A 22,054-nucleotide genomic window follows, 5' to 3' on the forward strand; every position below is an offset into this window, starting at 1 on the left:
GCCACCGACGACAACGACAACGACAACGCGCCGCTGCCGCCCGCCCGCACTGTGTACGGGCGGGCGGGCGGCAGCGGCCGGGGTCAGCTGTCGAAGCCGAGGCCGAGCCTGTCCATGGTCTTGAGCCACAGGTTGCGGCGGCCGGCGTTGCGGTCGGCGCGGTCCAGGGACCACTTGGTGATGCCGATGCCGGCCCAGCGGACCGGCTCGGGCGGGAAGGGCAGCGGCTTGCGGCGGACCATCTCCAGCGCGGTGCGCTCGGTGGGCTTCCCGGCCAGCAGGTCGAGCATCACCTCGGCGCCGAAGCGGGTGGCGCCGACGCCGAGGCCGGTGTAGCCCGCGGCGAGGGCGACCTTGCCGTGGTAGGCGGTGTCGAAGAAGGCGGAGAACCGGGTGCAGGTGTCGATCGCGCCGCCCCAGGCGTGGGTGAAGCGCAGGCCCTCCAGCTGGGGGAAGGTCTGGAAGAAGTGGCGGGCGAGGGTCTGGTAGGTCTGCGGCCGCTGGTCGTACTCGGTGCGGACCTTGGCCCCGTAGTGGTAGATCGCGTCGTAGCCGCCCCACAGGATGCGGTTGTCGGCGGACAGCCGGTAGTAGTGGAACTGGTTGGCGCTGTCGCCGATGCCCTGCCGGCCCTGCCAGCCGATCGCGGCGAGCTGCTCGTCGCCGAGCGGTTCGGTCATCAGCGCGTAGTCGTACACCGGCACGGTGTAGGGGCGGATCCGCTTGACCAGCGAGGGGAAGACGTTGGTGCCGAGGGCGACCTGGCGGGCGAAGACCCGGCCGTAGGGGGTGCGCACGGCCATGCCGGAGCCGGACTCGGCGATGTCGAGCGCCTTGGTGTGCTCGAAGACCCGCACGCCGAGCTGCTCGCAGGCCCGCTTGAGGCCCCAGGCGAGCTTGGCGGGGTGGAGCATCGCCACGCCGTCCTTGTCCCAGAGCGCGCCGAGGTAGGTCGGCGAGTCGACCTGGGCGCGGACGGCGTCGGTGTCCAGGAGTTCGTAGTCGCCGTACTCCTTGGCGAGTTCGTACAGTTCGGCGAGTTCCTCGACCTGGTGCGGCTCGGTGGCGACGTCGAGTTCGCCGGTGCGCTCCCAGTCGCAGTCGATCGCGTACGTCGACACCGCGTCCTCGATGGAGCTCAGGTTGCGGGCGCCGAGCTGTTCGAGCGCGGCCAGCTCGTCGGGCCAGCGTTCCAGGCCGTTGCCGAGGCCGTGGGTGAGGCTGGCGGCGCAGAAGCCGCCGTTGCGGCCGGAGGCGGCCCAGCCGGTCTGCTCGGCCTCGATCAGGACCACGTCGCGCCCGGGTCCCGCTCCTTGGCGATCAGGGCCGTCCACAGGCCGCTGTAGCCGCCGCCGACGACCAGCAGGTCGCAGCGGACGTCGCCGGTGAGGGCGGAGTTGGCGGCGGGTCGGCCCGGGTCCTCCAGCCAGAACGGGGTGGGTTTGGCGTCCCGCAGGGCGTGCACGGGGTCCATGCTCTCGGTTCCTTGCCTCGGGTGCGGCCCGGCCGTGGGGGCGGCCGGGCCGTCGGGTGCGTCCGGGTTATCGGTCCTCGCCCTCGGCCGCCTCCGGGCCGAGGTTGATGGTGTAGACCTTGCGGAGCGTCTCGTGGACGGTCCAGGTGGTGCGGTCGCCCTCGCGGAGCACGGCGAGGTCGCCGGGGCCGAGCTCCAGGACGGGCCCGTCCTGGAAGGCGACGGTGGCCCGGCCGCTGAGCACGACGAACATCTCGTCGGCCTCGGTGTCGGTGACCACGCCGGGGGTGATCTGCCAGATCCCCCGGATCTGGCGCCCGTCGGCGGACTCCCAGACCACCTTGCCGGTGACCTCGGGCGTGCCGGAGACGATCTGCTCGGGGTCGAGCGGCTCGGGCTCCAGTTCGGCGTCCGGGACGTGCAGGGCGAAGCTGTTGATCATGCCTCGACGCTATCCGTTCCGGTGCCGGTGGCGGCCCTGTCACTGTGTGCCGAGTCCGGCCGCCACTCTGACAGCCCGTACGCCTTGGTCCCGGCCGCGGCGATCGCGACGGCCCGTTCGGCGTCGGCCTTCTCCCGGGCGGCCTTGCGGGCGGCGAGCAGCGGGTAGAGCAGCAGCGAGGCGCCGACCACGATCAGGCAGTAGACGACCGCCCTGGTCCCTCCTCGTTGTACTGCTCGATGGCGGCCCAGACGCTGACGGCGGTCAGGCAGACGGTGATCAGGCCGATGCTCCACCAGCCGCCGGGGATCTTGTAGGGGCGCTCCAGCTCGGGTTCGCGGATGCGCAGCGCGATCAGCGCGGCGACCTCCAGCAGGATGCCGATGTTGGTGAGGAAGACGTCGAAGATCACCAGGTTGGCGAAGCTGGAGAAGCAGAACAGCGCGTAGATGACGGAGGAGCCGATGATCGAGGCGATCGGCATCTTGTAGCGCTTGCTCTCCTTGGAGACCCACTTGGGCAGGTAGCCGTCGTGCGAGAGCGAGGAGGGCAGCCGGGAGTAGGAGGCGAGCAGCGCGGAGAACATCGCGACCGAGGCGAACAGGCCGCCGATGGTGACGGTGTACTGGAGCCAGGGGCCGGCCAGTTCGCCGGCGATGTCGGAGAACGAGCCGTCCTCCCACTTCCGCCAGCCGTCGTCGCCGTCCGCGCCGACGCGAGGGCGGCCAGCGAGGGCAGCAGGTAGCCGACGATGATCAGCAGGACGGACCAGAACAGCGCCTTGGGCAGGTGCTTCTTCGGGTTCTCCATCTCGCCGGCCACGGTGGAGACCGAGTCCCAGCCCGAGTAGTTCCACATCACGATGAACAGGCCGGAGCCGAAGGCGTTCCAGGTGGACTGCCCCTGCTCGGCGGTCATCGAGGAGACCGGGTTGGTGCCGTCGGTGATCAGGTGCCAGCCGCCGATCGCGGTGAGGATCAGCATCGGGGTCAGGCAGATGACCGCGAACGCCACCGAGGAGTCGCCGACCCAGCCCGCGCCCATCAGGTTCAGCAGCGTGAAGACCACGATGACGCCGACGCAGATCACCCAGTTCAGGTCGACCTGGACGCCCAGGAGCTCGAACAGCACGTGCTTGCCGGGGGCGACGGCGCTGATCAGGCTCGACAGGTACGAGGTGAACATCACCGGGTACAGCGCCATGTCCACGAAGCTGCACACCCACTGCAGCACGCCCTGCTGGAAGGCCCAGAACCGGCCGAGACCGCGCTTGACCCAGTGGTAGTAGCCGCCCTCGACGGGGATGGCGGTGCCGAGCTCGGCGCAGACCAGGGCGTGCGGCACGCTGTAGATCAGCGGGGCGACCAGGATCAGCAGGATGCCCATGCCGGGGCCCGAGGTCGAGAACAGCGGCTCGATGCCGTAGGCGCCGCCGGAGACGCTGAAGAAGATCAGCGCGACCAGCGGGACCAGGCTCACGCGCTTGGGCGTCGCCCACCGGTTCTCCGGCGGGGCCACGGGGATGGCGGTCATTTTCACCTTGACAATCGGGTGTCGGCACGGATGCGTCTGGGGTTGAGGTGCACGAGTCTCGTCGTCCCGTTGTCATAGGGCAATCATTCAATCTGTCAGCCGTCTTGTTGCCCCTCTGACACAGTGCAGGCCCCGCCGACGGATCGGCGGGGCCCACATCGTGGCAGGTCAGACGGTTCTCACCCGGTGCCGGGCGGGTTTCAGGCGCTGCAACCGGTGTCGGCGACCACGTAGTAGCCGGCCGAGGTCTCCTTCAGCGTGTGCGTGACGAACAGGTTCCACAGCCCCATGTTCTGGTTCGACCCGTTCGCGTACGCGTACCCGCCGCTCTGGTGCGCCCGGCCCGCGGCGACCTGGTTGTAGTTGTTGTCCGTCCAGCACCCCAGCGGCCGGGTCGACGGGGACGCGGACGGCGAGGGCGAGGACGACGGCGACGAGGAGGGGGACGCGGACGGCGACGGGGAACCGGACGGGGACGGGGACGCGGAGGCGCCGTCCAGGCCCCAGAACAGGCCGGTGTAGTACGAGGAGCAGATGGTGTTCAGGAAGTACGCCCCGCTCTGCCCGCAGTTCGCGGTGCCGCTGCCGGGGCTGACCGGCAGGCCGTGGCCCATGCCCGAGACGCTGTACAGCTGGACGGCGGGCCTGCCCGCGCTGTCGTTGTAGACGCTGAGCGTGGTGTTGCCGGGCAGTGACTGGCTCGCGGAGGCGCTCTGCCCGATGCCCCACACGTTGGTCCACTGGTCGCGCAGCTCGGTGGCGTTGACCGGGGCGACGGTGGTGTCGGAGCTGCCGTGCCAGATCGCCACCCGCGGCCACGGGCCGGTGTAGCCGGGGTAGGAGGCGCGCACCTTGTCGCCCCACTGGGCGGGCGTCAGGTTCTGCTGGGAGTTCTGGCAGCCGGAGGCGGCGGCCTGGGTGGTGGCGCACTGCGCGGGCAGGCCGGAGGCGATCGAGCCGCCCGCGAACACGTCCGGGTAGTCGGCGAGCAGGTCGGCGGCCATGCCGGCGCCCGCGGACAGGCCGGTCACGTACACCCGGGACGGGTCGCTGCCGTACAGCGCGACGGCCTTGTCGACCATCTGCTTGACCGACAGCGCCTCGCCCTTGCCGCGGGTGTCCTTGCCGCTGTCGAACCAGGAGAAGCAGGACAGCGCGTTGTTGGAGGAGCTGGTCTGCGGGAACACCACCGCGAAGCCCCAGCGGTCGGCGAGCTGCGCCCAGCCGGAGTTGTTGTAGTAGTCGGTGGCGGTCTGGGTGCAGCCGTGCAGCGCCACCACCAGCGGCTTCCCGGTGGGCAGCGCGGTCGGGACGTAGCTGTACATCGCCAGGTTGCCGGGGTTGGTGCCGAAGCCGGTGACCTGCCCGAGCCCGGCCGCGGACGCCTGCGGCGCCCCGGTCAGCAGCCCGCCGGCGATCAGCGCGCCCGCCAGCGCCGCGCCCGCCCGGCGTCCGAGGCCCGCGCGCCGCCCGGGCCGCCCCGGGTCCGCCGCCGTCCGCCGTCCTGCCCGTACCAGTCCTGTCAGTCCTGCCAGTGCCATGTGGGGGCTCCGCTCTCTCCGGGTGCTCGCGTGCCGGGTGGGGGTGGCCGAGCACCGTTCGCGGTGAATCATCGGCGCGGGTCCGGCGGCGGCCCATGGGGCGGTGCACCACCGGCGGGGCCCGGGGCATGGCGGCGGCGACCATTGAACGGCCGCCCGACGATGATCACGCACCGCCCGCGCCTCCCACACCGGGGCGGCCCGCACGGGTAGCGTGCACCTGGTCATGCCCACCATCACCGACGACTCCGACTCCCACCGGTCCCGTCCGATGCTCGGCACGGTCGTCCGGCTGTCGCCGTTCCTGCTGATCGCGCTGTCGGCGGCGGCGGACGCCGAGACCCCGGCCGGGCAGCGCTACGACCGGTTCGTGGTGGCGGCACCCGCCCTCGCCGCGGCGACCTGGGGCCCGCTGGGGACGCTGCTGATCGGCCTGCTCGCGGTGGTCGCCGAGGTGGTGCTGGCGCTGATCCGGGACGACAAGGTCGGCGCGGCGGCCGCCTCGGTGATCGCCGCCACCGTCACGGTCACCCTGGCCGCCTCGTACACCTCCGGGATGCGGGTGCGCCGCGAACGCGACCTGGCGCTGGTGCGCTCGGTGGCGCGGACCGCCCAGCAGGTGGTGCTGCGCCCGCTGCCGGACCGGCTGAACGACGTCGACCTGGCGCTGTACTACAGCGCGGCGGCGGAGCAGGCGCAGATCGGCGGCGACCTGTACGAGGCGGTGCGCACGCCGTTCGGGGTGCGGATCATCCTGGGCGACGTGCAGGGCAAGGGCCTGCCCGCGGTGGAGATGGCGGCGGCGCTGCTCGGCTCGTTCCGGGAGGCCGCGTACGACGCGAAGGACCTGCCCGCGCTGGCCCGCCGGCTGGAGACCGGCCTGCAACGGTACGCCGAACGGGCCTCCTCGCCGGACGCGGCGGAGCGGTTCGCCACCGCCCTGCTGCTGGAGATCCCGGCCGACCGGCCGGAGGCGCACCTGCTGAACTGCGGCCACCCGCCGCCGGTGCTGCTGCGGGCGGACGGCGCGGTGCTGCCGGTCGAGCCGGAGGTGCCGCTGCCGCCGCTGAACCTGTCGGCGCTGCTGGCCAGCGACTACCGGGCCCGCACCCTGCCGTTCGGGCCGGGCGACCGGGTGCTGCTGTACACCGACGGCGTCAGCGAGAGCCGGGACCGGCGCGGCGAGTTCTACCCGCTGACCGAACGGCTGGCCCGCTGGAGCGCCGAACCGGGCACGGTGCTGCTGGAGCACCTCCGCGGCGACCTGCGCCGCTACGCGGGCGGCCCCGCCGACGACGACGTGGCCGCCCTGCTGGCCACCCGGCTGCCCCCGCCCACCGGCACGGCCGTCCCGGACGCCTGACCGCCGCCCGTCGGGCCCGCGACCGCCGCCGACGCCCGAGCGCCCGCCGGCGCCTCGGGCCGTCCCCCCGGTCCGGTCCGCAGTCGGCGGGCGGTACCCTCTGGGCTCTGCCGCTGACGCCGTTGTCGAAGGAGCCGCCGGTGTCCGAGAATCCCGTGAATCCCACGCACCCGCGCATCCCGCGCATCCCGTGAATCCCGCACTGCCGCTGCGGATCGCCGTCTTCGGGGCGGGCAGCATCGGCTGCCGGCTGGGCGGGGCGCTGGCCGCCCGGGCCGACGTGACGCTGATCGGGCGGCCCGCCGCGATGGCCGAGCTGGACCGGGCGGGGCTGACCCTGACCGGGCCGGGCGACCGCCGGCTGCACGCCCGGCCGCGCACCGCCACCGACGCCTCGGCCGCGGCGGGCGCCGACTACGTGCTGGTGACCGTCAAGTCCGCAGACACCGCGGCCGCGGCCCGGCTGCTCGACCCGCACCTGGACGGCCGGACCACCGTGGTCAGCTTCCAGAACGGCCTGCACAACGCGCGGGTGCTGCGCGAGGCGCTGCCCGGCCGGACGGTGCTGGCCGGGATGGTGCCGTACAACGTGGTGCGGACCGGTCCGGCCTCGTTCCACCAGGGCACCGGCGGGCAGCTGGTGCTCGAACGGGCGGACGCCGCGCGGCGGTTCGCGGCGGTGGCGGGGTCGGCCGGGCTGCCGGTGGGGCTGCGCACGGACATGCCGCGGGTGCAGGCCGCGAAGCTGCTGATGAACCTCAACAACGCCGTCAACGCGCTCTCCGGCCGGCCGCTGCGCGAGCAGCTCGGCAGCCGCCCGTACCGGCTGGTGCTGGCCCGCTGCCAGCGCGAGGCGCTGGCGGTGTTCGCGGCGGCGGGGCTGTCCCCGGCCCGGTTGACGCCCGTCCCGCCGCAGTGGATGCCGTCCGTCCTGGGCCTGCCGGACGCGGTGTTCCGCCGGGTCGCGGCGGCGAGTCTGCGGGTGGACGCGCGGGCCCGCTCCTCGATGTGGGAGGACCTCCAGCGCGGCCGCCCCACCGAGGTGGACGAGCTCCAGGGCGAGGTCGTCGCGCTGGCCGGGCGCCACCGGCTGCCGGCCCCCGCCAACCGGCGCCTGCTCGACCTGGTGCACGCGGCCGAGGCCGCCGGTACGCCACCCGCATGGTCCGGTGCCGAACTGCTCGCGGCCCTGGACGCGCTGCCGTAGTCTCGTCTCCCCCCTTCCCACCCGAGGGAGTTGACCCGCCGTCATGACCACCCGGTGGACCACCCACGGCGTCGACCTGCTGCCCGGCTCCGTGCGCAAGCGCTTCCGGACCGACCAGCACGGCGCCCCGCCCGGCGACCCGGACTGCGCACCGGAACGGGAGTGGCGGGCGCTGGCGCTGCTCGACCGGTACGCCCCGGGCTGGCGCCCCGGCCGCTGGCCCGCGCGGACGGCACGCTCACCATGTCGCGGCTGCCGGGCCGCGCGCTGCGCGGCACCGTGCTGACGGACGAGCACCTGGACGCGCTGGCCCGCGCGGTGCGGCGGCTGCACCGGGCGGTGCCCGCCGAGCTGGTCGCCCGGCTGCCGAACCGGCGCTGGGACGTCCGGCAGTCCGCCGAGGCGATCCGGGACCGGGCCGCCGGGGCCGCCGCGGTGGGGGGCGGCGCCCCCGAGGTGCTGCGGGCCCTGGCGGCGGGCCTGCGCTGGCTGGACCGCGCGCAGGCCGGGCTCTGCGCGGACGGCCCGGCGGCGGCGCCCGTGCTGGGGCAGGCCGACGGCAACCTGGCCAACTTCCTCTGGGACGGCACCGGCGTCCGGCTGGTCGACTTCGAGGACTCCGGGCGCTCCGACCACCCGTACGAGCTGGCCGAGGTGGTCGAGCACGTCTCGTCCTGGGTGGACACCGACCTGGACGCGGCGGCCTTCCTGTCCCGCTTCGACCTCTCCCCCGCCGAGGACCGCCGCCTGTTGGAGTGCCGCCGCCTGCTGGCCCTGCTCTGGCTGGTCTTCCTCGCCGGCGACCCCGGCACCGCGCTCCGCAACCCGCCGGACACGCCCGCCCGCCAGGCGCGGCGCCTGCTCGCCCTGCTGGACTGCGCCGAGCCGCCCGGCTGAACGGGACCCTCCCGGTCTCCCCGCCTCCCCGCCTCCCGGTCTCCCCGCCTCACGGCAGCGGGAGGGTCTTCTCCAGTACCACCGAGGTGTAACGGACCGTCATGCCGACCTTGAGGTACAGGTCGAGCGCGCCCGTGCCGGAGTGCGTCCACAGCGTGCAGTGGCTCAGCCCGGCCTCCCGGCAGGCCCGGAAGGCGTGCTGGAGCAGGTGGCGGGCGATGCCGCGGTTGCGGTGGTCGCGGTCGACGGCGAGGCTCTCCACGTACCCGTCCCCGCTGCCGGGCTGGTCCAGCGACAGGGCCGCGCCGATCACCCGGCCGTCGGCCTCCGCGACCGCGAGCGGGGAGCGCTCGGGGTGAACGTCTCGCGGTGGACGGTGTGTTGGGCCCACTCCGCGAAGTCCATCCGGCGCGCCTTCCAGTCCGCGAAGGCGTCCTCGACGACCCGGTGCGCCGCGCGCGCGTCCCGCGGGTCGCCGGGGCGGAACGGGCGGACGGCGATGCCCGCGGGGGCGGGCCCGGGCTCGGGCAGGTCGGCGAGGGGGATCTCCAGGAGCCAGCTGGCGCCCTTGGGCCGGTAGCCGTAGGTGCGCAACATGGTCAGGCCGACCGGGTCGAGGTCGGCGACGACCTGGACGAGCTTGCCCACGCCCTGTTCGACGGCCCGGCTCTCCATCCAGCCCAGCAGCGCGGTGCCGATCCGGCGGCCGCGGTGCGCGGGGTGCACCCGGCACTCGCAGCGCCGGTCGCTCCACGCCCAGGCGGCCGGCCGCCCGTCCGGGGCGTGCACCAGCAGGGTGTCGGCGGCGGGGTCGAAGCCGGGGCGGGCCAGCACCGCCGCGACCTCGCCGCGGTCGGCCTCGGTCGCCCCGGCCCCGTGCAGGGCCCACTCACAGGTGGTCAGTAGGTCGAGGACGTCGAGCAGGTCGCGCTCCGGGTCGAGCGCCCGGGCGGTGTAGCCGGCGGGCAGGACGAGGGGCTGGGCCATCGGCGGAGGGTCCTTCCTGGTGGACGATGGGCGGCGGACGGGGGCGCGGTGCGCGCACGACCAGCCGGCGGCACCCGGTTCCAGCCGCTCGCCGGGCTTCCCCACACCGTTCGCACCTCCCGCCCGGGCAGCCTACTGAACGCGGACCGGTCCACCGGTCCGGGGCGGCAAAGGTTGCCGAAAGTAGTCGCAAAAGGTTTTTGACTGCGCAAAGTAATGGAAATGTCGGCAACCCGCCCAATCGGCTCGAACGATGCGAAAGCGTTACGTTACGCAGAGTGACATGTCCGTTTTGTCCGATGTGGAGATGCTGTAATTAATTCGAGTTCGATCTGAATAGGCCGCCATGTCGTGGCGAAGTTCATTCGGACCATCCCGCGTCGGACCGACCGGCCGTACGCCCCGCCTTCATATTCTTTACAAGATTTCCGGAAGTCGATAGCACATGAATCCCATGCGATCCGCGCGGACCCTCCTCCTCGGAGGGGCGACCGCGATCCTGGTCGGCCTGGTGGCGGCGCCCGCCGCCCAGGCCAATACCGCCTTCGAGAACCAGTGGAGCCCGGAGGCGTGCAAGAGCAACGTCGACAGTGGATTCAAGTTCACCCTCTGGTACAACTCGTCCTACGCGGGGACGTACCGGAACATCGGCTGGTCCGTCTACGACTTCTCCGATGAGAACGAAGGCGGCACGGCGCACGGCGCCCAGCCGCTGAACTACTGCAACACCGGTGCGGCCGGCAGCGGCCAGGGCATCAAGAACAACGCCGCTTCCGCCCAGAACCGGAACACCGGCCTCAGCGCCAAGGTGTACTACAACAGCGGATACCGGGGAGCGGTGGATGTGCTCACCCCGTTCAGCAGCTGGTTCCAGCTGAAGAACACGTACAACGAGAACGCCTCGTTCCTCTGGGCCTGAGGCCCGAACCAAGGTGCCGGAATTCGGCATCACCGAATTCCGGCACCCACCACCCTTCCTTCTCACGACGTCCCGGACGAGCCGCATCTCGCCCGGTATTTTGTCTGCGGTCTTTTCAGGAGAAATACGATGCGTTCCTCTCTCGGGCTCCGGAGGGTCGCTGCCCTTGCCCTCGCTGCTGCTGCGGCGGGCACCGCGGTGTCCGCCTGTTCCGGGCCGTCGGCGGAGCGGGCCGCGCGCCCGGCCGTTCCGTCCGGGACGGCCGGGGCAGCGGCGGCGGCCTTCGACCCTACGGACCCCGCGACCTGGAAGCTTCCCCTGGAGGCCTACCTGCCGACGGAGGACGAGGAGGGCCAGCTGCGGCGTGCACTGGGCTCGTTGGTCGAGGAGTGCGTGCACCACGCCGGGTTCAGCGACTGGCACCCGGCGGCCGCACTGCCGAAGCTGGGCCCCAAGACGCTGACCGACTGGCGTTACGGGATCCACGACGCCGAACTGTCCGCGACGCGGGGCTACCACCCCGATGCGGCGGAGCAGGCCGCCTACGACGCGGTGGTCCAGGAGGCGGCGCTCGACGGGGGCGACAAGGCGGACTCCGCCACGCTCTTCAGCTGCGGACAGCAGGGCGCCGAGAAGCTCGGGCGCACCGACAAGACGGTCGGCGAGTTGGCCCAGCGCCTCGCGAACGAGTCCTTCACCCGTTCCAAGCAGGAACCCGCCGTCGTCCGGGCCTTCGCCCAGTGGTCCGCCTGCATGAAGGAGAGCGGCTACGACTACAAGGAGCCGCTGGACGCCAGCGACGACCCGAAGGTCAACGGTCGTGACGTCACCCCGGCCGAGATCGACACGGCCATGGCCGACCTGGGGTGCCGTGAGCGCACCAGCGTCGCCCGGACGTGGTACGACGCCGAGGTCGCGCTCCAGAAGAAGGCGGAGGAGGACAACGCCCAAGCGCTGCGCGAGGAGCGCAAGCAGTTGGACGACGTTCTGAAGACCTCGGCCAAGACCATCGCCGGCGGCCGGTGATGACCACCTCTCAGGACTCCCGCGGTGCGGCCGGTTCCGACCCGACCGAACCGGGCGGCACGTCCTCCTCGTCCCCGCCGGACCGCGGCAGCGCGACGATGCGCCGGCGCAGGCGCGTGCTGGCCGCGTTGGTCGCCGCGGCCGTGGTCACCGGCGGTGCCGGCGTCGCCGCCGGAACGGTGCTGAAGTCCCCGGCCCAGGTGGCTGCCGAGACGCAGGCACCGCCCGCCGATGTCCTGACCGCTTCCGTCGAGCACAGGGTGGTGGCGGACACCTTGATCACCCGCGGTACCGTCAGCCCCGCCGTCTCGGTCGAGGTCGGAGGGACGGGTGCGGCGGCCGGGGCCGCCCGGGCCGTGGTGACGAAGGTAGAGGTCGAGCAGGGCCAGACCATCCGGTTCGGCAGCGTCCTGTTCGAGGTCTCGGGCCGTCCGGTGTTCGCCCTGCAGGGGAAGATCCCGGCGTACCGCGACCTGCGGGCCGGGATGACGGGGGACGACGTCGCCCAGTTGCAGAAGGCACTCGCCGCAGTCGGCTACCCGGTGGCGCCGGACGGCAGCGGCACGTTCGGCTCCGGTACGGAGCGTGCCGTCGAGTCGTTCTACCGGTCCATCGGCTACCGCCCGATCCGTGCGGCCGACGACAAGGCCCCCGGCGGGAGCACCGCCGCGGGTTCGACCGGCGGCAGGGTCCCGGCCGGGGGGACGGGTGCTGCCGGCGGCGGTGTGCCCGGTGCGGCTGGCGCGGAGCAGGAGTCCGGGCCCGTGGTCCTGCCGGCCTCCGAACTGGTGTACCTCGCGGGGGCGCCCGCCCGGGCGGGCGCGGTCGCCGCGAAGGTCGGTGACGCGCCGACGGACAAGCTGATGAGCGTCTCCATGGGGGCACTGGCGGTGCGCGGCGAGGTCACCGCCCGGCAGCGGGGCATGCTGCGGCCCGGTCAGCAGGTGGAGATCCTCGACGAGGGCACCGGTGCGGCGGTGGCGGGCAAGGTGGCCTCGGTCGCCGACGTTCCCACCGCGGCGAAGGCCGGCGCTGCGGAGGCCCAACCGGGAAGCTCCACGTACACGGTGAAGATCGCCCCCGAGCAGCCGCTCGCACCGGAGTCGGCGGGCCGGGACGTCCGGTTGACCATCACCTCGGCGTCCTCGTCCGGGAAGGTGCTCGCCGTACCCGCTGCCGCGCTGTCCACCGGCAGCGACGGCCGGGTGAGCGTCGGTGTCCGGGCCGGGGCGGGTGCGGTTCGCCGGGTCGAGGTGCGCGTCGGCGCGTCCGGCGGGGGTTTCGTGGAGGTGTCCCCGGTCGGCGGCGGGCAGTTGACGGCGGGCGCCCGGGTCGTGGTCGGTGACGCTCCCGCCGCGTCGAACGGCGGGCGGCCGTGAGCACCGCGCCGGTGATCGAGTTGCGGGCGGCGGGGCTGACGTACCCCGGGCCGCCGGCGGTGCACGCCCTGCGTCCCTGCGGGCTGACGGTCGGCCGGGGCGAGTACGTCACCGTGGTCGGTCCGTCGGGGGCGGGCAAGTCGACGTTCCTGAACATCATCGGGCTGCTCGACGTCCCGACCACCGGCCGCTACCTGCTCGACGGGTTCGACGTCGCCACGGTGAGCGACCGGCACCGGACGGCCCTGCGGGGCACCCGGATCGGTTTCGTGTTCCAGTCCTTCCACCTGCTGGAGCACCGCTCCGCCCGGGAGAACGTGGAACTGGCCATGGTGTACCAGCACGTCGGGCGCCGTGAGCGGCGCCGGCGCGCGGGCGAGGCGCTGCACCGGGTCGGGCTGGCGCACCGCGTCGAGGCGACCCCCAGCCGGTTGTCGGGCGGTGAGCGCCAGCGGGTGGCCATCGCCCGGGCCCTGGCGGCCGAGCCGTCCCTGCTGTTGTGCGACGAGCCGACCGGCAACCTCGACTCGCGGACCGCTGCGGCCGTCCTCGACCTCTTCGACGACCTCCACCGTGACGGAATGACCATCATCATGATCACCCACGATCCGCAGGTGGCCCTGCGCGCCCAGCGGACCGTCCGCATCAGCGACGGCGTCCTGACCGAGACCCGGGCGACCACGGAAGGGGCAGTGATCGCGTGAAGCGCCGTCGACCACCGCGGGCGCGCTCCCGGATGGGCGTGGCGGACCTGCTCGGCGAGGCCGTGGCCGGGCCGTTCAGCGACCCGCCCGGTCGGTCCTGACCACGCTCGGTACCGTGCTGGGCGTCGGTTCCCTCATCGCCGTCCTCGGCCTGACCAGCACGACCGCCTCGCAGATCGACTCCCGGTTCAGCCGGCTGACCGCGACCGAGGTGAAGATCGAGGACATCTCGGCCAAGAACGGCGCTCCGGCCGGCACCGCCTTCCCCGAGGACGCGGACTCCCGCATCGAGGCCCTGAACGGAGTGACGGCGGCCGGCGTGTACTGGCGGATCCGCACGGGCCCCCAGGAGCAGGTCTCCTCGGCACCCGCGGGCGCCGCCTACGCGGTCACCGACCGGCAGGCCCAGGTCGTGGCCGCCTCCCCCGGACTGCTGCGGGCCGTGGGCCCCGAGCTCGCCCAGGGACGGCTGTTCGACGGCTTCCACGAGGAGCGCCACGAGAAGGTCGCCGTGATCGGCGCCTCCGTCGCAGCCCGGCTGGGCATCACCGGGCTGCAGAACGGGCCCGCCGTCTTCGTCGGGGACACCCCGTTCACCGTCGTCGGCATCCTGCGGGACGTCGAACGGCGGCCCGAACTACTGACCTCGGTCGTCGTACCGCGCGGGACCGGCCAGGAGATCTGGGGCCCGCCCGCGGACGACCGGGCCGAGATGCTGGTGACGACCCGGCTCGGCGCGGCCGTGCAGGTCGCCGACGAGGCTCCGCTCGCGCTCCGCCCCGAACATCCCGAGCGCCTGCGGGCCACCCCTCCCCCGGACCCGCGGACGCTGCGTTCGGGCGTCCGGGGCGACCTCGGGCAGCTGTTCCTGCTGCTGGCGGCGGTGTGCCTGGTGATCGGCGCGGTCGGCATCGCCAACACCACCCTGGTCGCCGTGATGGAACGCACCGGCGAGATCGGGCTGCGCCGCGCGCTGGGTGCCCGCGCCCGGCACATCACCGCCCAGTTCCTGGCCGAATCCACCCTGCTCGGCTTGCTGGGCGGCGTGATCGGCGCGTCCGCCGGCACCGTCACCGTCGTCGCCGTCTCGGCGGTCCGGCAGTGGACGCCCGTCCTGCACCCCGCCGCCGTGGCCGGCGCGCCGCTCCTGGGCCTGGCCACCGGCCTCGTCGCGGGTCTCTACCCGGCGTGGCGCGCCTCCCGGATACCGCCCGCCGAGGCACTGCGCCGCTGACGGCCCCGGCCGACCCCGGCCCGCGGCACTCGTCCGCGAGGCCGGCCGGACGCACGGGCCGCACCACGCACCACGCACCACACCACTGGATCTCCGGTCCGCCGGCACCGCGCGGGCGGACCGGGAATCCGGCATCCCCCGAAACAAGATCACTCGTAGTCGAAGGAGAGCCGATGAGGCTCCTACCACGTGCCGGACGTCCGCTCGCCGCCTTGGCGGCCGCCGTCGTGGCGGCCGCCCTGGTCCAGGGCGCCGATGCCCGGGCCGACGCCCGTACCGCCCCGGAGGCTCAGCCCGGCGCGGCGCCGACCCACCCGTCCGCGGTCGAGCCCGCCAAACGCGGCGAACTCCTCGGCAAGGGCTGGGAGAAGTCGACGGACCGGGCCTGGACCACTTCCGGCGACGCCGACGGGTTCCACGTCCTCGCCGCCGACGCCAAGGACGGCTACAGCTGGCACACCGTCACCACCTTGCGCGAGGAGGGCCTGGACGCCGACCAGTGGATCGGCAACGCCTGCGTCACCGGTTCCGGCAAGCGCCTGGTCGCCGTGTACGCGCCGCGCACCTTCGCCAACAAGGCGGACCTGTTCGGCCGCGGCGGGTTCACCGCCGTCGTCGACCTGGAGACCGGCCAGGTCACGAAACTGCCGGTCCACGCGTCGCTGGCGTACTACAGCCCCGGCTGCGGCACCGACGAGCAGGCCGTCCTGACCCAGTCCGGCGACGAGAGCCTCCCCGGCACCGGCTGATCCGCGTCGACGCGGCCACCGGCACCGTCTCCGCGCCCCTCGCGGTCGAGGGACAGGTCTCCTCCGCCGTACCGGCCGGGGACGGCACCGTCGTCGCCGCCGACACCGAGCGGCTCATCCGGATCGACGCGAACGGCAAGCGCACCGAACTCGCCAAGACCGACGCGGTGCCCTTCCACCTCAAGCCGGACGCGGACGGCGGCGTGGTCTTCATGGACCACAAGGGCAACGACGCCAGCGTCAAGCGACTGCCGTCGGCCGACAGCCGCAAGGCCCCGCAGCCCGGCCGGCCCGACACCCTCGCGGCCGGCGGTCTGGACCGACTCGGTCTGGCCGCCGGCTCCCACGGCAAGGTCTTCATCACCGGCGAGCCCGGCAAGGTCGCCGGGCTGCCCCGCCAGGTCAAGCACGTCAAGGCCCCCAACGACGCCACCGTCTCCACCGAGGGCCGGGCGGTGATCGACCGCACCGCCTGGGCCGATCAGCAGAGCGTCCAGCTGACGCCCGCCACCGGCGCCGAGCCCCGACCGGTGGCGATCGAGATGAGCGTTCCGGACACCGGCAAGGCCACCGCCTTCACCGTCGCTCCGGACGCCGCACCCGCCTCCGGCACGGCCTCCGCTCCGGCTTCCACCGCCACTGCGCAGGGCGCCTCCGGCGCCGCGCCGCGCACGCTCTCCGCCCAGGCCGCGTCCGCGGGTTCCCCGTCCGACCCGGTCGAGGGGGAGCGCTTCTGCGCCGTCCCGCGCAACGACCCGCGCAACCAGGCCATGCAGCCCAAACCGCGACAGGTCGAGTGGGCCGTCGACCAGGCCGTCGTCGGGAACCTGAACACCCAGCGCCCCGCGAACTGGAAGAACCTCGGCATGCCGGCCTACTCGCCGCAGGGCCTCTTCCCCTCCCTCGGCCTCAACGGCGGCGGACACGTCCCCGCACAGATCATGCTCGGCATCATCGCGCAGGAGTCCAACATGTGGCAGGCCGCGCGCTACGCCGTCCCCGGCGTCACGGGCAATCCGCTGATCGGCAACTACTACGGCCGCCCGATCTACAACGCCTCCACCGCCGACGACTGGGACATCCACTGGGACAAGGCCGACTGCGGCTACGGCCTCACCCAGCAGACCGACGGCATGCGGCTGCCCGAGCACACCCCCGCCGGGGCCGCCCCGGCCATGGCGTACCAGACCCAGCGGGCCGTCGCCCTCGACTACGCCACCAACATCGCCGCCGGTCTGCGCACCCTGCAGCAGAAGTGGAACGAGACCACCGCGGCCGGGATGAAGCTGAACAACGGCGACTGGTCCAAGCCCGAGAACTGGTTCTACGCCACCTGGGCCTACAACTCCGGCTTCCACGCCGACGCCGGCGACGGCAGCCCCTGGGGCCTCGGCTGGGCCAACAACCCCGCCAACCCCAACTACCCTGCCAATCGCAAGCCGTTCCTGAACGCCAACAACTACGCGGACGCCTCCCACCCGCAGGACTGGCCGTACCCGGAGAAGGTCATCGGCTGGGCCGCGTACCCGATCGAGGGACTCGAATCGCCCGGCACGACCGTCGCCGGCTTCCGCGCGGCCTGGTGGAACGGCGCCGACGGCGCCGCGGCCAACGCCAACCGCTACACCGCTTCACCGCCCGCCACCCTGTTCTGCGACGCCGGCAACGCCTGCCTGCCCGGCCAGTCCTACACCCCCAACGCCCCCGACGTCGTCGGCGAGCCGGCCGGCCCCTGCGCCCACACCACGGGTGGCAAGTACGACCTGAAGTGCTGGTACAACAAGCCCGCCACCTGGAAGAGCGACTGCTCCTACAGCTGCGGCAACGAACTCATCCGCTTCAACACCACCTACCCGGAGGAGGCGGACGGCACGGCCTACCCGCCGAACTGCACGCTCGCCGGCCTGCCCGCCGGCGCGATGGTCGTCGACGACCTTCCCGACACGGTGCCCTCCGTCCGTCCGAACTGCACCCGGCCGCCCAACTACGGAACCTTCTCGCTGGACTTCGCCCGGGACGCCGTCGGCAACTACCCGTCCAAGGTCGACTTCCACCAGCTCGGCGCGGGCTTCGGCGGACACTTCTCCTTCGCGCACACCCGCACCGCCGGGGCCCAAGGCGGCAAACTCGCCGTCACCGGCACCTGGAAGCTCGCCGTCGACGTCAACGGCCCGGCGCAGGTCCTCGTGCACCTGCCCGACCACGGCGCCCAGACCACCGAGGCCAAGTACGAGATCGACACCGCGAAGGGCACCAAGTCCCGCACGATCTCCCAGCCCGGCACCGGAAACCGCTGGGTTCCCCTCGGTGTGTTCCTCTTCGCCAGCAAACCGACCGTCCGGCTGTCGAACGTCACCGACCACGGCACCGGCGACGCCGACATCGCCTACGACGCCATCGCCGTGGCCCCGGTCCACGGCACGTTCGTCGAGCGCACCTTCGACGCGGTCGCCAACTTCTCCAGCCACCAGAACCTGGACACCGACACCCCCTCGGCCATCACGACCCCGATGCGCACCCGCCAAACCCTGTACGACTGGGGCCACGCCCGCACCGCCGGTGGCCGGAACTACGACGGCCGGACGCTGCACGGGCTCAGCAACTACGCCACCTGCCAGCCCGGTGCTGCTTCGGCCGACTGCGTCGGCGCCGCCACCGCCCGGGCCGCCGCGGACTGGGGCAGGGACGTCGAGGCCGCCGGCACCGACACCATCGCCGATTGGCTGGCGTTCGCCAACCGGCCCGCCCCCACGGTGATCGACCCGCACGACTCCTACACCGACGACCACTCCTACAAGATCAAGACGCACATCGAGGCCAGTTGGGTGGCCGGCGACGACGGGAAGATCGTTCCCGGCAGCGAGGCCGTCGTCTACGCCCCGCGCACCGGCAACACCGAGATCGCCCCGTTCATCACCGCGTTCGTGAAGGCCACCGTCGCCGACTACGGCAGTCTCGGGATCACTCTGCCCGACCTGAGCTTCACCGCCACCGACCCGAACGTCCACGGCACCACTGCCAGGATCGCCAATCCCATCGAAACGGGGATCACCCCGGGCCAGGCCTACGTCCCGGGCACCCGCCCCGCCCGGATCGACTCCAACGGCACCTGTCTGAACACGAAGATCGTCAGCGGTGGCAGCATCGGCTACCGCCTCCTCGACGCCCAGCCCAGCACCGATGCCGCCATGAACACCTGGGCGAACAAGCTCGCCGCACTCGCCGACCGGGATCGGTCCCCAGGGAGGTCGCCGACACCGCGGGCGACATCTACAGCACCTTCTTCCGCCAGGCCGTCAAGAACAGCACCGGAGACCTCTCGGGCGGCTCGCTCTACAACATGGCACCGCCGATCTGGCAGAACATCAGCATGGCCTTCTGCACCGACGGCACCGTGAAGTCCACCCAGGCCACCGCCAACCCGGACAACACTCCCGCGCTGGGCCTCGCCTACCAGAGCTACATGCCCGACCTCTTCCTCTACCTGGACGGCCGGATGGTCGACCAGACCGGCCGACCGAGCAGCGGTCCGGTGCAGCACGGGGACTTCGGCAAGTTCTCCGCCATTCCCGGTGTCACGGGCACCACCACCGCGTACGGCACCTGCGGCATCGACATCAAGGGCAACGGCGGCAACCCCTGGTCCATCCAGGCGACGCCCGAGAACTTCCCCGTCGACCGTCCCAAGACCGTGATGTTCTGCGACGACGGAAGCCACGCCGGATAACCTCTCGTGGTGGGGGCCCGGCTCCGGGCCCCCACCACCCGACCCAGAACCCATGCACATGCACACCCCCCAGCTGGTCCGCGCCGCCCTCACGGCGACCTCGCCCGTCTTCACCACGGCCCTCACCGTCACCGCCGTCGCCACCGGCGCGGTGGGTTCGGCGGCCGACCTCCCGTACGGGATCGTGGCCGGTCTGCTCCCCGCAGCGGGCCTATGGGCCGTCCTGCCGCCGCTCCTGGCCGGAGGACGGCCGGTCCTGCGCACGCCCGCGGTCTGGGCGGCCGTCACCGCCGCGCTCGTCGGCTGCCTGACGCTCGCCGCCTTCTTCTACGCGTCCTTTCTCGCGTTCGTCCTGGTCCCGCTGCTCGGCGCTGCACGGCCCTGGCCGCCGGCGGCTGTCTCGCCGGGTACCGCGGACACCGCTGGGGAACCGCACTGGCCACCGTGCCGCCCCTCCTCCTGGCCCTGGCGATCCTTCCGGCCTTCGCCACCAGCTCGCTCTCGACGTCTCGGCCACCGCTGCCGCCTTCCTCCTGACGTCGGCAGCGTTGACCTGGACGGCCGAGCGCAGGCGCGACGGCGGTAGGGAGAAGAGCCTGCCCGGCTCTTGACACCCCGGGGACCGCACGGTATCCGGAGCACCGCTCTCCCGACGGCTCCGTCCGCGGGGGCGGGCATGGGCCTCGTGATCAGCCGGAGGACCGGGACGAGGCGGGCTGCCAGGTCTCCCCACCGCAGTCGGACCATCCGGTGGTCGGGTTGCGCCGGGTTGGCCGGGTTGTTCCGGCACACCCGGGACGCGGCCCCAGCCCCAGCCCCGCGAAGGAGGGATCAGGCGGTGCCGAGGTAGTAGGCGCCGACGCTGCGGCGGTGGTCGTGGTCGTCGGCCGGTGCGCCCGGGGCGAAGTCGGGTGAGTTCTTGATCTCGTCCGTCGTCCGGCTCAGCCAGACCCGACCTGTCGTCGTGGTCGATCCGGGTGACGGTGCCCGCCGGGACGAGCACCACGCGGCCGAAGATCCACGGGCCGGTGTCGACCAACAGGTAGGCGTCGCCCACGTCCTCGCTGTGCTTGTCGACCTTGCCGATGCGGCCGTCCGCCGCCTCCACCCGGTAGCCCGTCAGGTCGGTGCCGGTGGCGTACCCTTCGGCGTTTCTCCCAGTCCCAGATCCCCTCGCCATGACGGCCTCCCTCCCTCGTCGGTGGTTCCGTTCCCTACTTCCACCGACTACCCCCGGCCGCTGCCGCGATGCCCGTCCCGTCCTCGTTCCCCCCGATCGGGCGAGTGCGGCACGCGCCCTCCGCGCCCCGACCGACCTCGGGCTCACCCACCCGCGGCACCGTCGGCGGACCGGGGCTGCCGCCCGGGCGGCGGCCCCGGTCGCACGGGCGTCTTCTAGCCCTGGGCCGGCCCTCCAGGAGGACCGGCAGGGTGCGGTGGCCGTTGGAGATCAGCGATTCGACCGGCTCCAGCACGGTGTCCGAGGCGAGGGCCAGGCGCGGGAAGCGTGCGAACAGGGCGCGCAGGGCGGTGCGGGCCTCCAGACGGGCCAGGGGGGCGCCGAGGCAGAAGTGCGGGCCGTGGCCGAAGGCGAGGTGGTCCTTGGAGCGCCGGGTGACGTCGAACTCCGCGCCGCTGTCGCCGTGCCGGGCGGGGTGGCGGCCGGCGGCGGCGTAGGAGGCCAGGATCGCCTCGCCGCGGTGGACGGTCAGCCCGCCCGGCAGCGCGATGTCCTCCAGGGCGTAGCGCATCGGGAGGTGCGCCAGGGGCGCCTCCCGGCGCAGCGACTCCTCGACCACGTCGTCCCAGCCCGCCTCGCCGCGCGCACCAGCGCGAGCTGGTCGGGTGGGTGAGCAGCAGGGCGACGGAGTTGTCGATCAGGTTGACGGTGGTCTCGTAGCCGGCGGCGATCACCAGCATGAGGGTGTCGAGCAGTTCGTCCTCGGTGAGGGCGCCGCCGTCGCCCTCGGTGTCGCGGCGGCGATCAGTAGGGAGGTCATGTCCTCGCCGGGCCGTTCGCGCTTGGCGGCGACCAGCGTCGCGATCACCGCGTACAGGGCCGCGCTGTTGGCCTGGGACTGCTCCGGGGTGAGGGTGGTGTCGAAGACCCCCTCGGCGTACCGGCAGAAGCCGTCGCGCAGTTCGTCGGGCAGACCGAGCAGGTGGGAGATGACCAGGATCGGCAGCGCGCGGGCCAGGTGCTGCCGCAGGTCGACCGGCCCCCCCGCCGGCGCCTTCGGCGGCGACCGCGTCGAGCAGCCCGGCCGTCATCCGCTCGATCCGGTCGGCCAGGGCGGCGACCTGACGGGGGGTGAGGGCCGCGCTCACCAGGCGGCGCAGCCGGCGGTGGTGCTCGACGTCCGTCGTGGACATGTTGCGGGCCGTCACCCACAGGGCCAGCGGCCAACCCGCCGCCACCTGCGGGTAGTCGGGCCAGTGCCGCGGGCCGTTCTTGGCGAACCCTCGGGTCCTTGAGCAGTTCCTCCAGCAGGTCGCGGGTCGGACACCGCCCACGTCTGCACCCCGAGGATGTCGGCGGGCGTGGCGGGCCCGCGCGCGATCAGCTCGGCGGTCTCGGCGTCCCGGGCCCGCCCGGTGGGGTCCAGGACGAGCACGGAGTGGTCGACCGGGCACTTCAACGGCCGGTTCAGCGGACGGTTCGACAGGCGGTCCGACGGGTGATTCGACGGGTGGTCCGACGGGGTCGGCTGGCTCTCCGAGCGGTTCTCCGACTGGCTTTCCACGAGGGCTCCTTCACGTGGGCCGAAGCGACGAAACGCGAACACGTACTCGACAGTGGTCGGCGACGCACCTCGGCCAACGATCCGGCGCTCCGCCGTACCCCGACTACCTCGTACGTGCCCGACCCGGA

18 protein-coding genes and 4 pseudogenes are annotated in these 22,054 nt (G+C 73.0%); 13 read left to right on the forward strand and 9 right to left on the reverse strand.

The features are described from left to right. Positions 1 to 83: 83 nt before the first annotated feature. The 6 genes and pseudogenes from QMQ26_RS00610 to QMQ26_RS00635 all read right to left on the reverse strand — a co-directional run bounded on the left by QMQ26_RS00610 (position 84) and on the right by QMQ26_RS00635 (position 4,990). A pseudogene (locus tag QMQ26_RS00610) lies at positions 84 to 1,474 on the reverse strand (NAD(P)/FAD-dependent oxidoreductase). Positions 1,475 to 1,541: 67 nt separating this feature from the next. Next, positions 1,542 to 1,916, reverse strand: a complete 375-nt coding sequence (locus QMQ26_RS00615; protein ID WP_100834503.1) for a cupin domain-containing protein — start codon at positions 1,914 to 1,916, stop codon at positions 1,542 to 1,544. Next, positions 1,913 to 2,107 (reverse strand): hypothetical protein, encoded by a 195-nt coding sequence (locus QMQ26_RS00620; RefSeq protein ID WP_282204348.1) that lies wholly within the window; start codon positions 2,105 to 2,107, stop codon positions 1,913 to 1,915. Before QMQ26_RS00620 ends, QMQ26_RS00615 begins: the two co-directional genes overlap by 4 nt. Before the next feature lie 2 nt (positions 2,108 to 2,109). Then, positions 2,110 to 2,772 (reverse strand): APC family permease, encoded by a 663-nt coding sequence (locus QMQ26_RS37750; protein WP_404814030.1) that lies wholly within the window; start codon positions 2,770 to 2,772, stop codon positions 2,110 to 2,112. Next, positions 2,658 to 3,449, reverse strand: a pseudogene (locus QMQ26_RS00630) (APC family permease); the annotation flags it as partial. The pseudogene QMQ26_RS00630 and the gene QMQ26_RS37750, both read right to left, overlap by 115 nt. A 200-nt stretch (positions 3,450 to 3,649) precedes the next feature. After that, positions 3,650 to 4,990 carry an extracellular catalytic domain type 1 short-chain-length polyhydroxyalkanoate depolymerase gene (locus tag QMQ26_RS00635; protein WP_100834505.1) on the reverse strand — a complete coding sequence of 447 codons (1,341 nt, stop codon included), beginning with the start codon at positions 4,988 to 4,990 and terminating at the stop codon, positions 3,650 to 3,652. Between the two features lie 226 nt (positions 4,991 to 5,216). Here QMQ26_RS00635 and QMQ26_RS00640 point away from each other — a divergent pair, with 226 nt between their 5' ends. The 4 genes from QMQ26_RS00640 (at position 5,217) to QMQ26_RS00655 (ending at position 8,457) form a co-directional block, all read left to right on the forward strand. Continuing rightward, positions 5,217 to 6,353 carry a PP2C family protein-serine/threonine phosphatase gene (locus QMQ26_RS00640; protein WP_282204350.1) on the forward strand — a complete coding sequence of 379 codons (1,137 nt, stop codon included), beginning with the start codon at positions 5,217 to 5,219 and terminating at the stop codon, positions 6,351 to 6,353. 190 nt (positions 6,354 to 6,543) lie between these two features. Next, on the forward strand, positions 6,544 to 7,560 hold the full coding sequence (locus tag QMQ26_RS00645) for a 2-dehydropantoate 2-reductase (RefSeq protein WP_282204351.1): 1,017 nt from the start codon (positions 6,544 to 6,546) through the stop codon (positions 7,558 to 7,560). 43 nt (positions 7,561 to 7,603) lie between these two features. Then, positions 7,604 to 7,846 (forward strand): hypothetical protein, encoded by a 243-nt coding sequence (locus QMQ26_RS00650; protein ID WP_282204352.1) that lies wholly within the window; start codon positions 7,604 to 7,606, stop codon positions 7,844 to 7,846. Continuing rightward, positions 7,804 to 8,457, forward strand: a complete 654-nt coding sequence (locus QMQ26_RS00655) for a phosphotransferase (RefSeq protein WP_282204353.1) — start codon at positions 7,804 to 7,806, stop codon at positions 8,455 to 8,457. The genes QMQ26_RS00650 and QMQ26_RS00655 overlap by 43 nt, the downstream gene beginning before the upstream one ends. Positions 8,458 to 8,506: 49 nt before the next feature. Here QMQ26_RS00655 and QMQ26_RS00660 read toward each other — a convergent pair whose 3' ends face one another. Together QMQ26_RS00660 and QMQ26_RS00665 are read right to left on the reverse strand one after the other, a co-directional pair. Next, the gene (locus tag QMQ26_RS00660) at positions 8,507 to 8,770 is read right to left on the reverse strand and encodes a GNAT family N-acetyltransferase (RefSeq protein ID WP_282204354.1); all 264 of its coding nucleotides are present in this window, start codon (positions 8,768 to 8,770) and stop codon (positions 8,507 to 8,509) included. Next, positions 8,767 to 9,444, reverse strand: coding sequence for a GNAT family N-acetyltransferase (locus QMQ26_RS00665; protein WP_282204355.1), 678 nt, complete (start codon positions 9,442 to 9,444; stop codon positions 8,767 to 8,769). Before QMQ26_RS00665 ends, QMQ26_RS00660 begins: the two co-directional genes overlap by 4 nt. Before the next feature lie 454 nt (positions 9,445 to 9,898). Here QMQ26_RS00665 and QMQ26_RS00670 point away from each other — a divergent pair, with 454 nt between their 5' ends. From QMQ26_RS00670 to QMQ26_RS00710, 9 genes and pseudogenes are all read left to right on the forward strand, one after another. After that, the gene (locus QMQ26_RS00670) at positions 9,899 to 10,363 is read left to right on the forward strand and encodes a hypothetical protein (protein ID WP_282204356.1); all 465 of its coding nucleotides are present in this window, start codon (positions 9,899 to 9,901) and stop codon (positions 10,361 to 10,363) included. A 129-nt stretch (positions 10,364 to 10,492) separates the two neighbouring features. Beyond that, entirely contained in the window at positions 10,493 to 11,389 is an 897-nt protein-coding gene (locus QMQ26_RS00675) for a hypothetical protein (RefSeq protein ID WP_282204357.1), read from the forward strand. Beyond that, entirely contained in the window at positions 11,389 to 12,768 is a 1,380-nt protein-coding gene (locus QMQ26_RS00680) for a peptidoglycan-binding domain-containing protein (protein WP_282204358.1), read from the forward strand. Before QMQ26_RS00675 ends, QMQ26_RS00680 begins: the two co-directional genes overlap by 1 nt. Then, a complete protein-coding gene (locus QMQ26_RS00685; protein ID WP_282204359.1) occupies positions 12,765 to 13,472 on the forward strand; it encodes an ABC transporter ATP-binding protein in 708 nt (235 codons plus the stop codon). The genes QMQ26_RS00680 and QMQ26_RS00685 overlap by 4 nt, the downstream gene beginning before the upstream one ends. Positions 13,473 to 13,504: 32 nt before the next feature. Next, positions 13,505 to 14,706, forward strand: a pseudogene (locus tag QMQ26_RS00690) (ABC transporter permease). Positions 14,707 to 14,879: 173 nt separating this feature from the next. After that, positions 14,880 to 15,455 (forward strand): hypothetical protein, encoded by a 576-nt coding sequence (locus tag QMQ26_RS00695; protein ID WP_282204360.1) that lies wholly within the window; start codon positions 14,880 to 14,882, stop codon positions 15,453 to 15,455. A gap of 167 nt (positions 15,456 to 15,622) precedes the next feature. Then, on the forward strand, positions 15,623 to 18,853 hold the full coding sequence (locus QMQ26_RS00700; protein WP_282204361.1) for a golvesin C-terminal-like domain-containing protein: 3,231 nt from the start codon (positions 15,623 to 15,625) through the stop codon (positions 18,851 to 18,853). Then, positions 18,796 to 19,182 carry a hypothetical protein gene (locus QMQ26_RS00705; RefSeq protein ID WP_282204362.1) on the forward strand — a complete coding sequence of 129 codons (387 nt, stop codon included), beginning with the start codon at positions 18,796 to 18,798 and terminating at the stop codon, positions 19,180 to 19,182. Before QMQ26_RS00700 ends, QMQ26_RS00705 begins: the two co-directional genes overlap by 58 nt. Positions 19,183 to 19,240: 58 nt before the next feature. Next, a complete protein-coding gene (locus QMQ26_RS00710; protein ID WP_282204363.1) occupies positions 19,241 to 19,768 on the forward strand; it encodes a hypothetical protein in 528 nt (175 codons plus the stop codon). A gap of 823 nt (positions 19,769 to 20,591) precedes the next feature. On the opposite strand, the pseudogene QMQ26_RS37755 reads toward QMQ26_RS00710, so the two are convergent. Continuing rightward, positions 20,592 to 21,833, reverse strand: a pseudogene (locus QMQ26_RS37755) (cytochrome P450 family protein); the annotation flags it as partial. Between the last annotated feature and the right edge of the window lie 221 nt (positions 21,834 to 22,054).

The sequence above is a fragment of the Kitasatospora fiedleri genome, assembly GCF_948472415.1.
GTDB lineage: Bacteria > Actinomycetota > Actinomycetes > Streptomycetales > Streptomycetaceae > Kitasatospora > Kitasatospora fiedleri.

Excerpts from the sequence above, each read along its gene's own strand:
- QMQ26_RS00680 (WP_282204358.1), top strand. The coding sequence starts at position 11,389 with ATGACCACCTCTCAGGACTCCCGCGGTGCGGCCGGTTCCGACCCGACC.
- QMQ26_RS00705 (WP_282204362.1), top strand. The coding sequence starts at position 18,796 with ATGGCACCGCCGATCTGGCAGAACATCAGCATGGCCTTCTGCACCGAC.
- QMQ26_RS00650 (WP_282204352.1), top strand. The coding sequence starts at position 7,604 with ATGACCACCCGGTGGACCACCCACGGCGTCGACCTGCTGCCCGGCTCC.
- QMQ26_RS00695 (WP_282204360.1), top strand. The coding sequence starts at position 14,880 with ATGAGGCTCCTACCACGTGCCGGACGTCCGCTCGCCGCCTTGGCGGCC.
- QMQ26_RS00665 (WP_282204355.1), bottom strand. The coding sequence starts at position 9,444 with ATGGCCCAGCCCCTCGTCCTGCCCGCCGGCTACACCGCCCGGGCGCTC.
- QMQ26_RS00670 (WP_282204356.1), top strand. The coding sequence starts at position 9,899 with ATGCGATCCGCGCGGACCCTCCTCCTCGGAGGGGCGACCGCGATCCTG.
- QMQ26_RS00675 (WP_282204357.1), top strand. The coding sequence starts at position 10,493 with ATGCGTTCCTCTCTCGGGCTCCGGAGGGTCGCTGCCCTTGCCCTCGCT.
- QMQ26_RS00655 (WP_282204353.1), top strand. The coding sequence starts at position 7,804 with ATGTCGCGGCTGCCGGGCCGCGCGCTGCGCGGCACCGTGCTGACGGAC.
- QMQ26_RS00710 (WP_282204363.1), top strand. The coding sequence starts at position 19,241 with ATGCACACCCCCCAGCTGGTCCGCGCCGCCCTCACGGCGACCTCGCCC.
- QMQ26_RS00640 (WP_282204350.1), top strand. The coding sequence starts at position 5,217 with ATGCCCACCATCACCGACGACTCCGACTCCCACCGGTCCCGTCCGATG.
- QMQ26_RS00635 (WP_100834505.1), bottom strand. The coding sequence starts at position 4,990 with ATGGCACTGGCAGGACTGACAGGACTGGTACGGGCAGGACGGCGGACG.
- QMQ26_RS00615 (WP_100834503.1), bottom strand. The coding sequence starts at position 1,916 with ATGATCAACAGCTTCGCCCTGCACGTCCCGGACGCCGAACTGGAGCCC.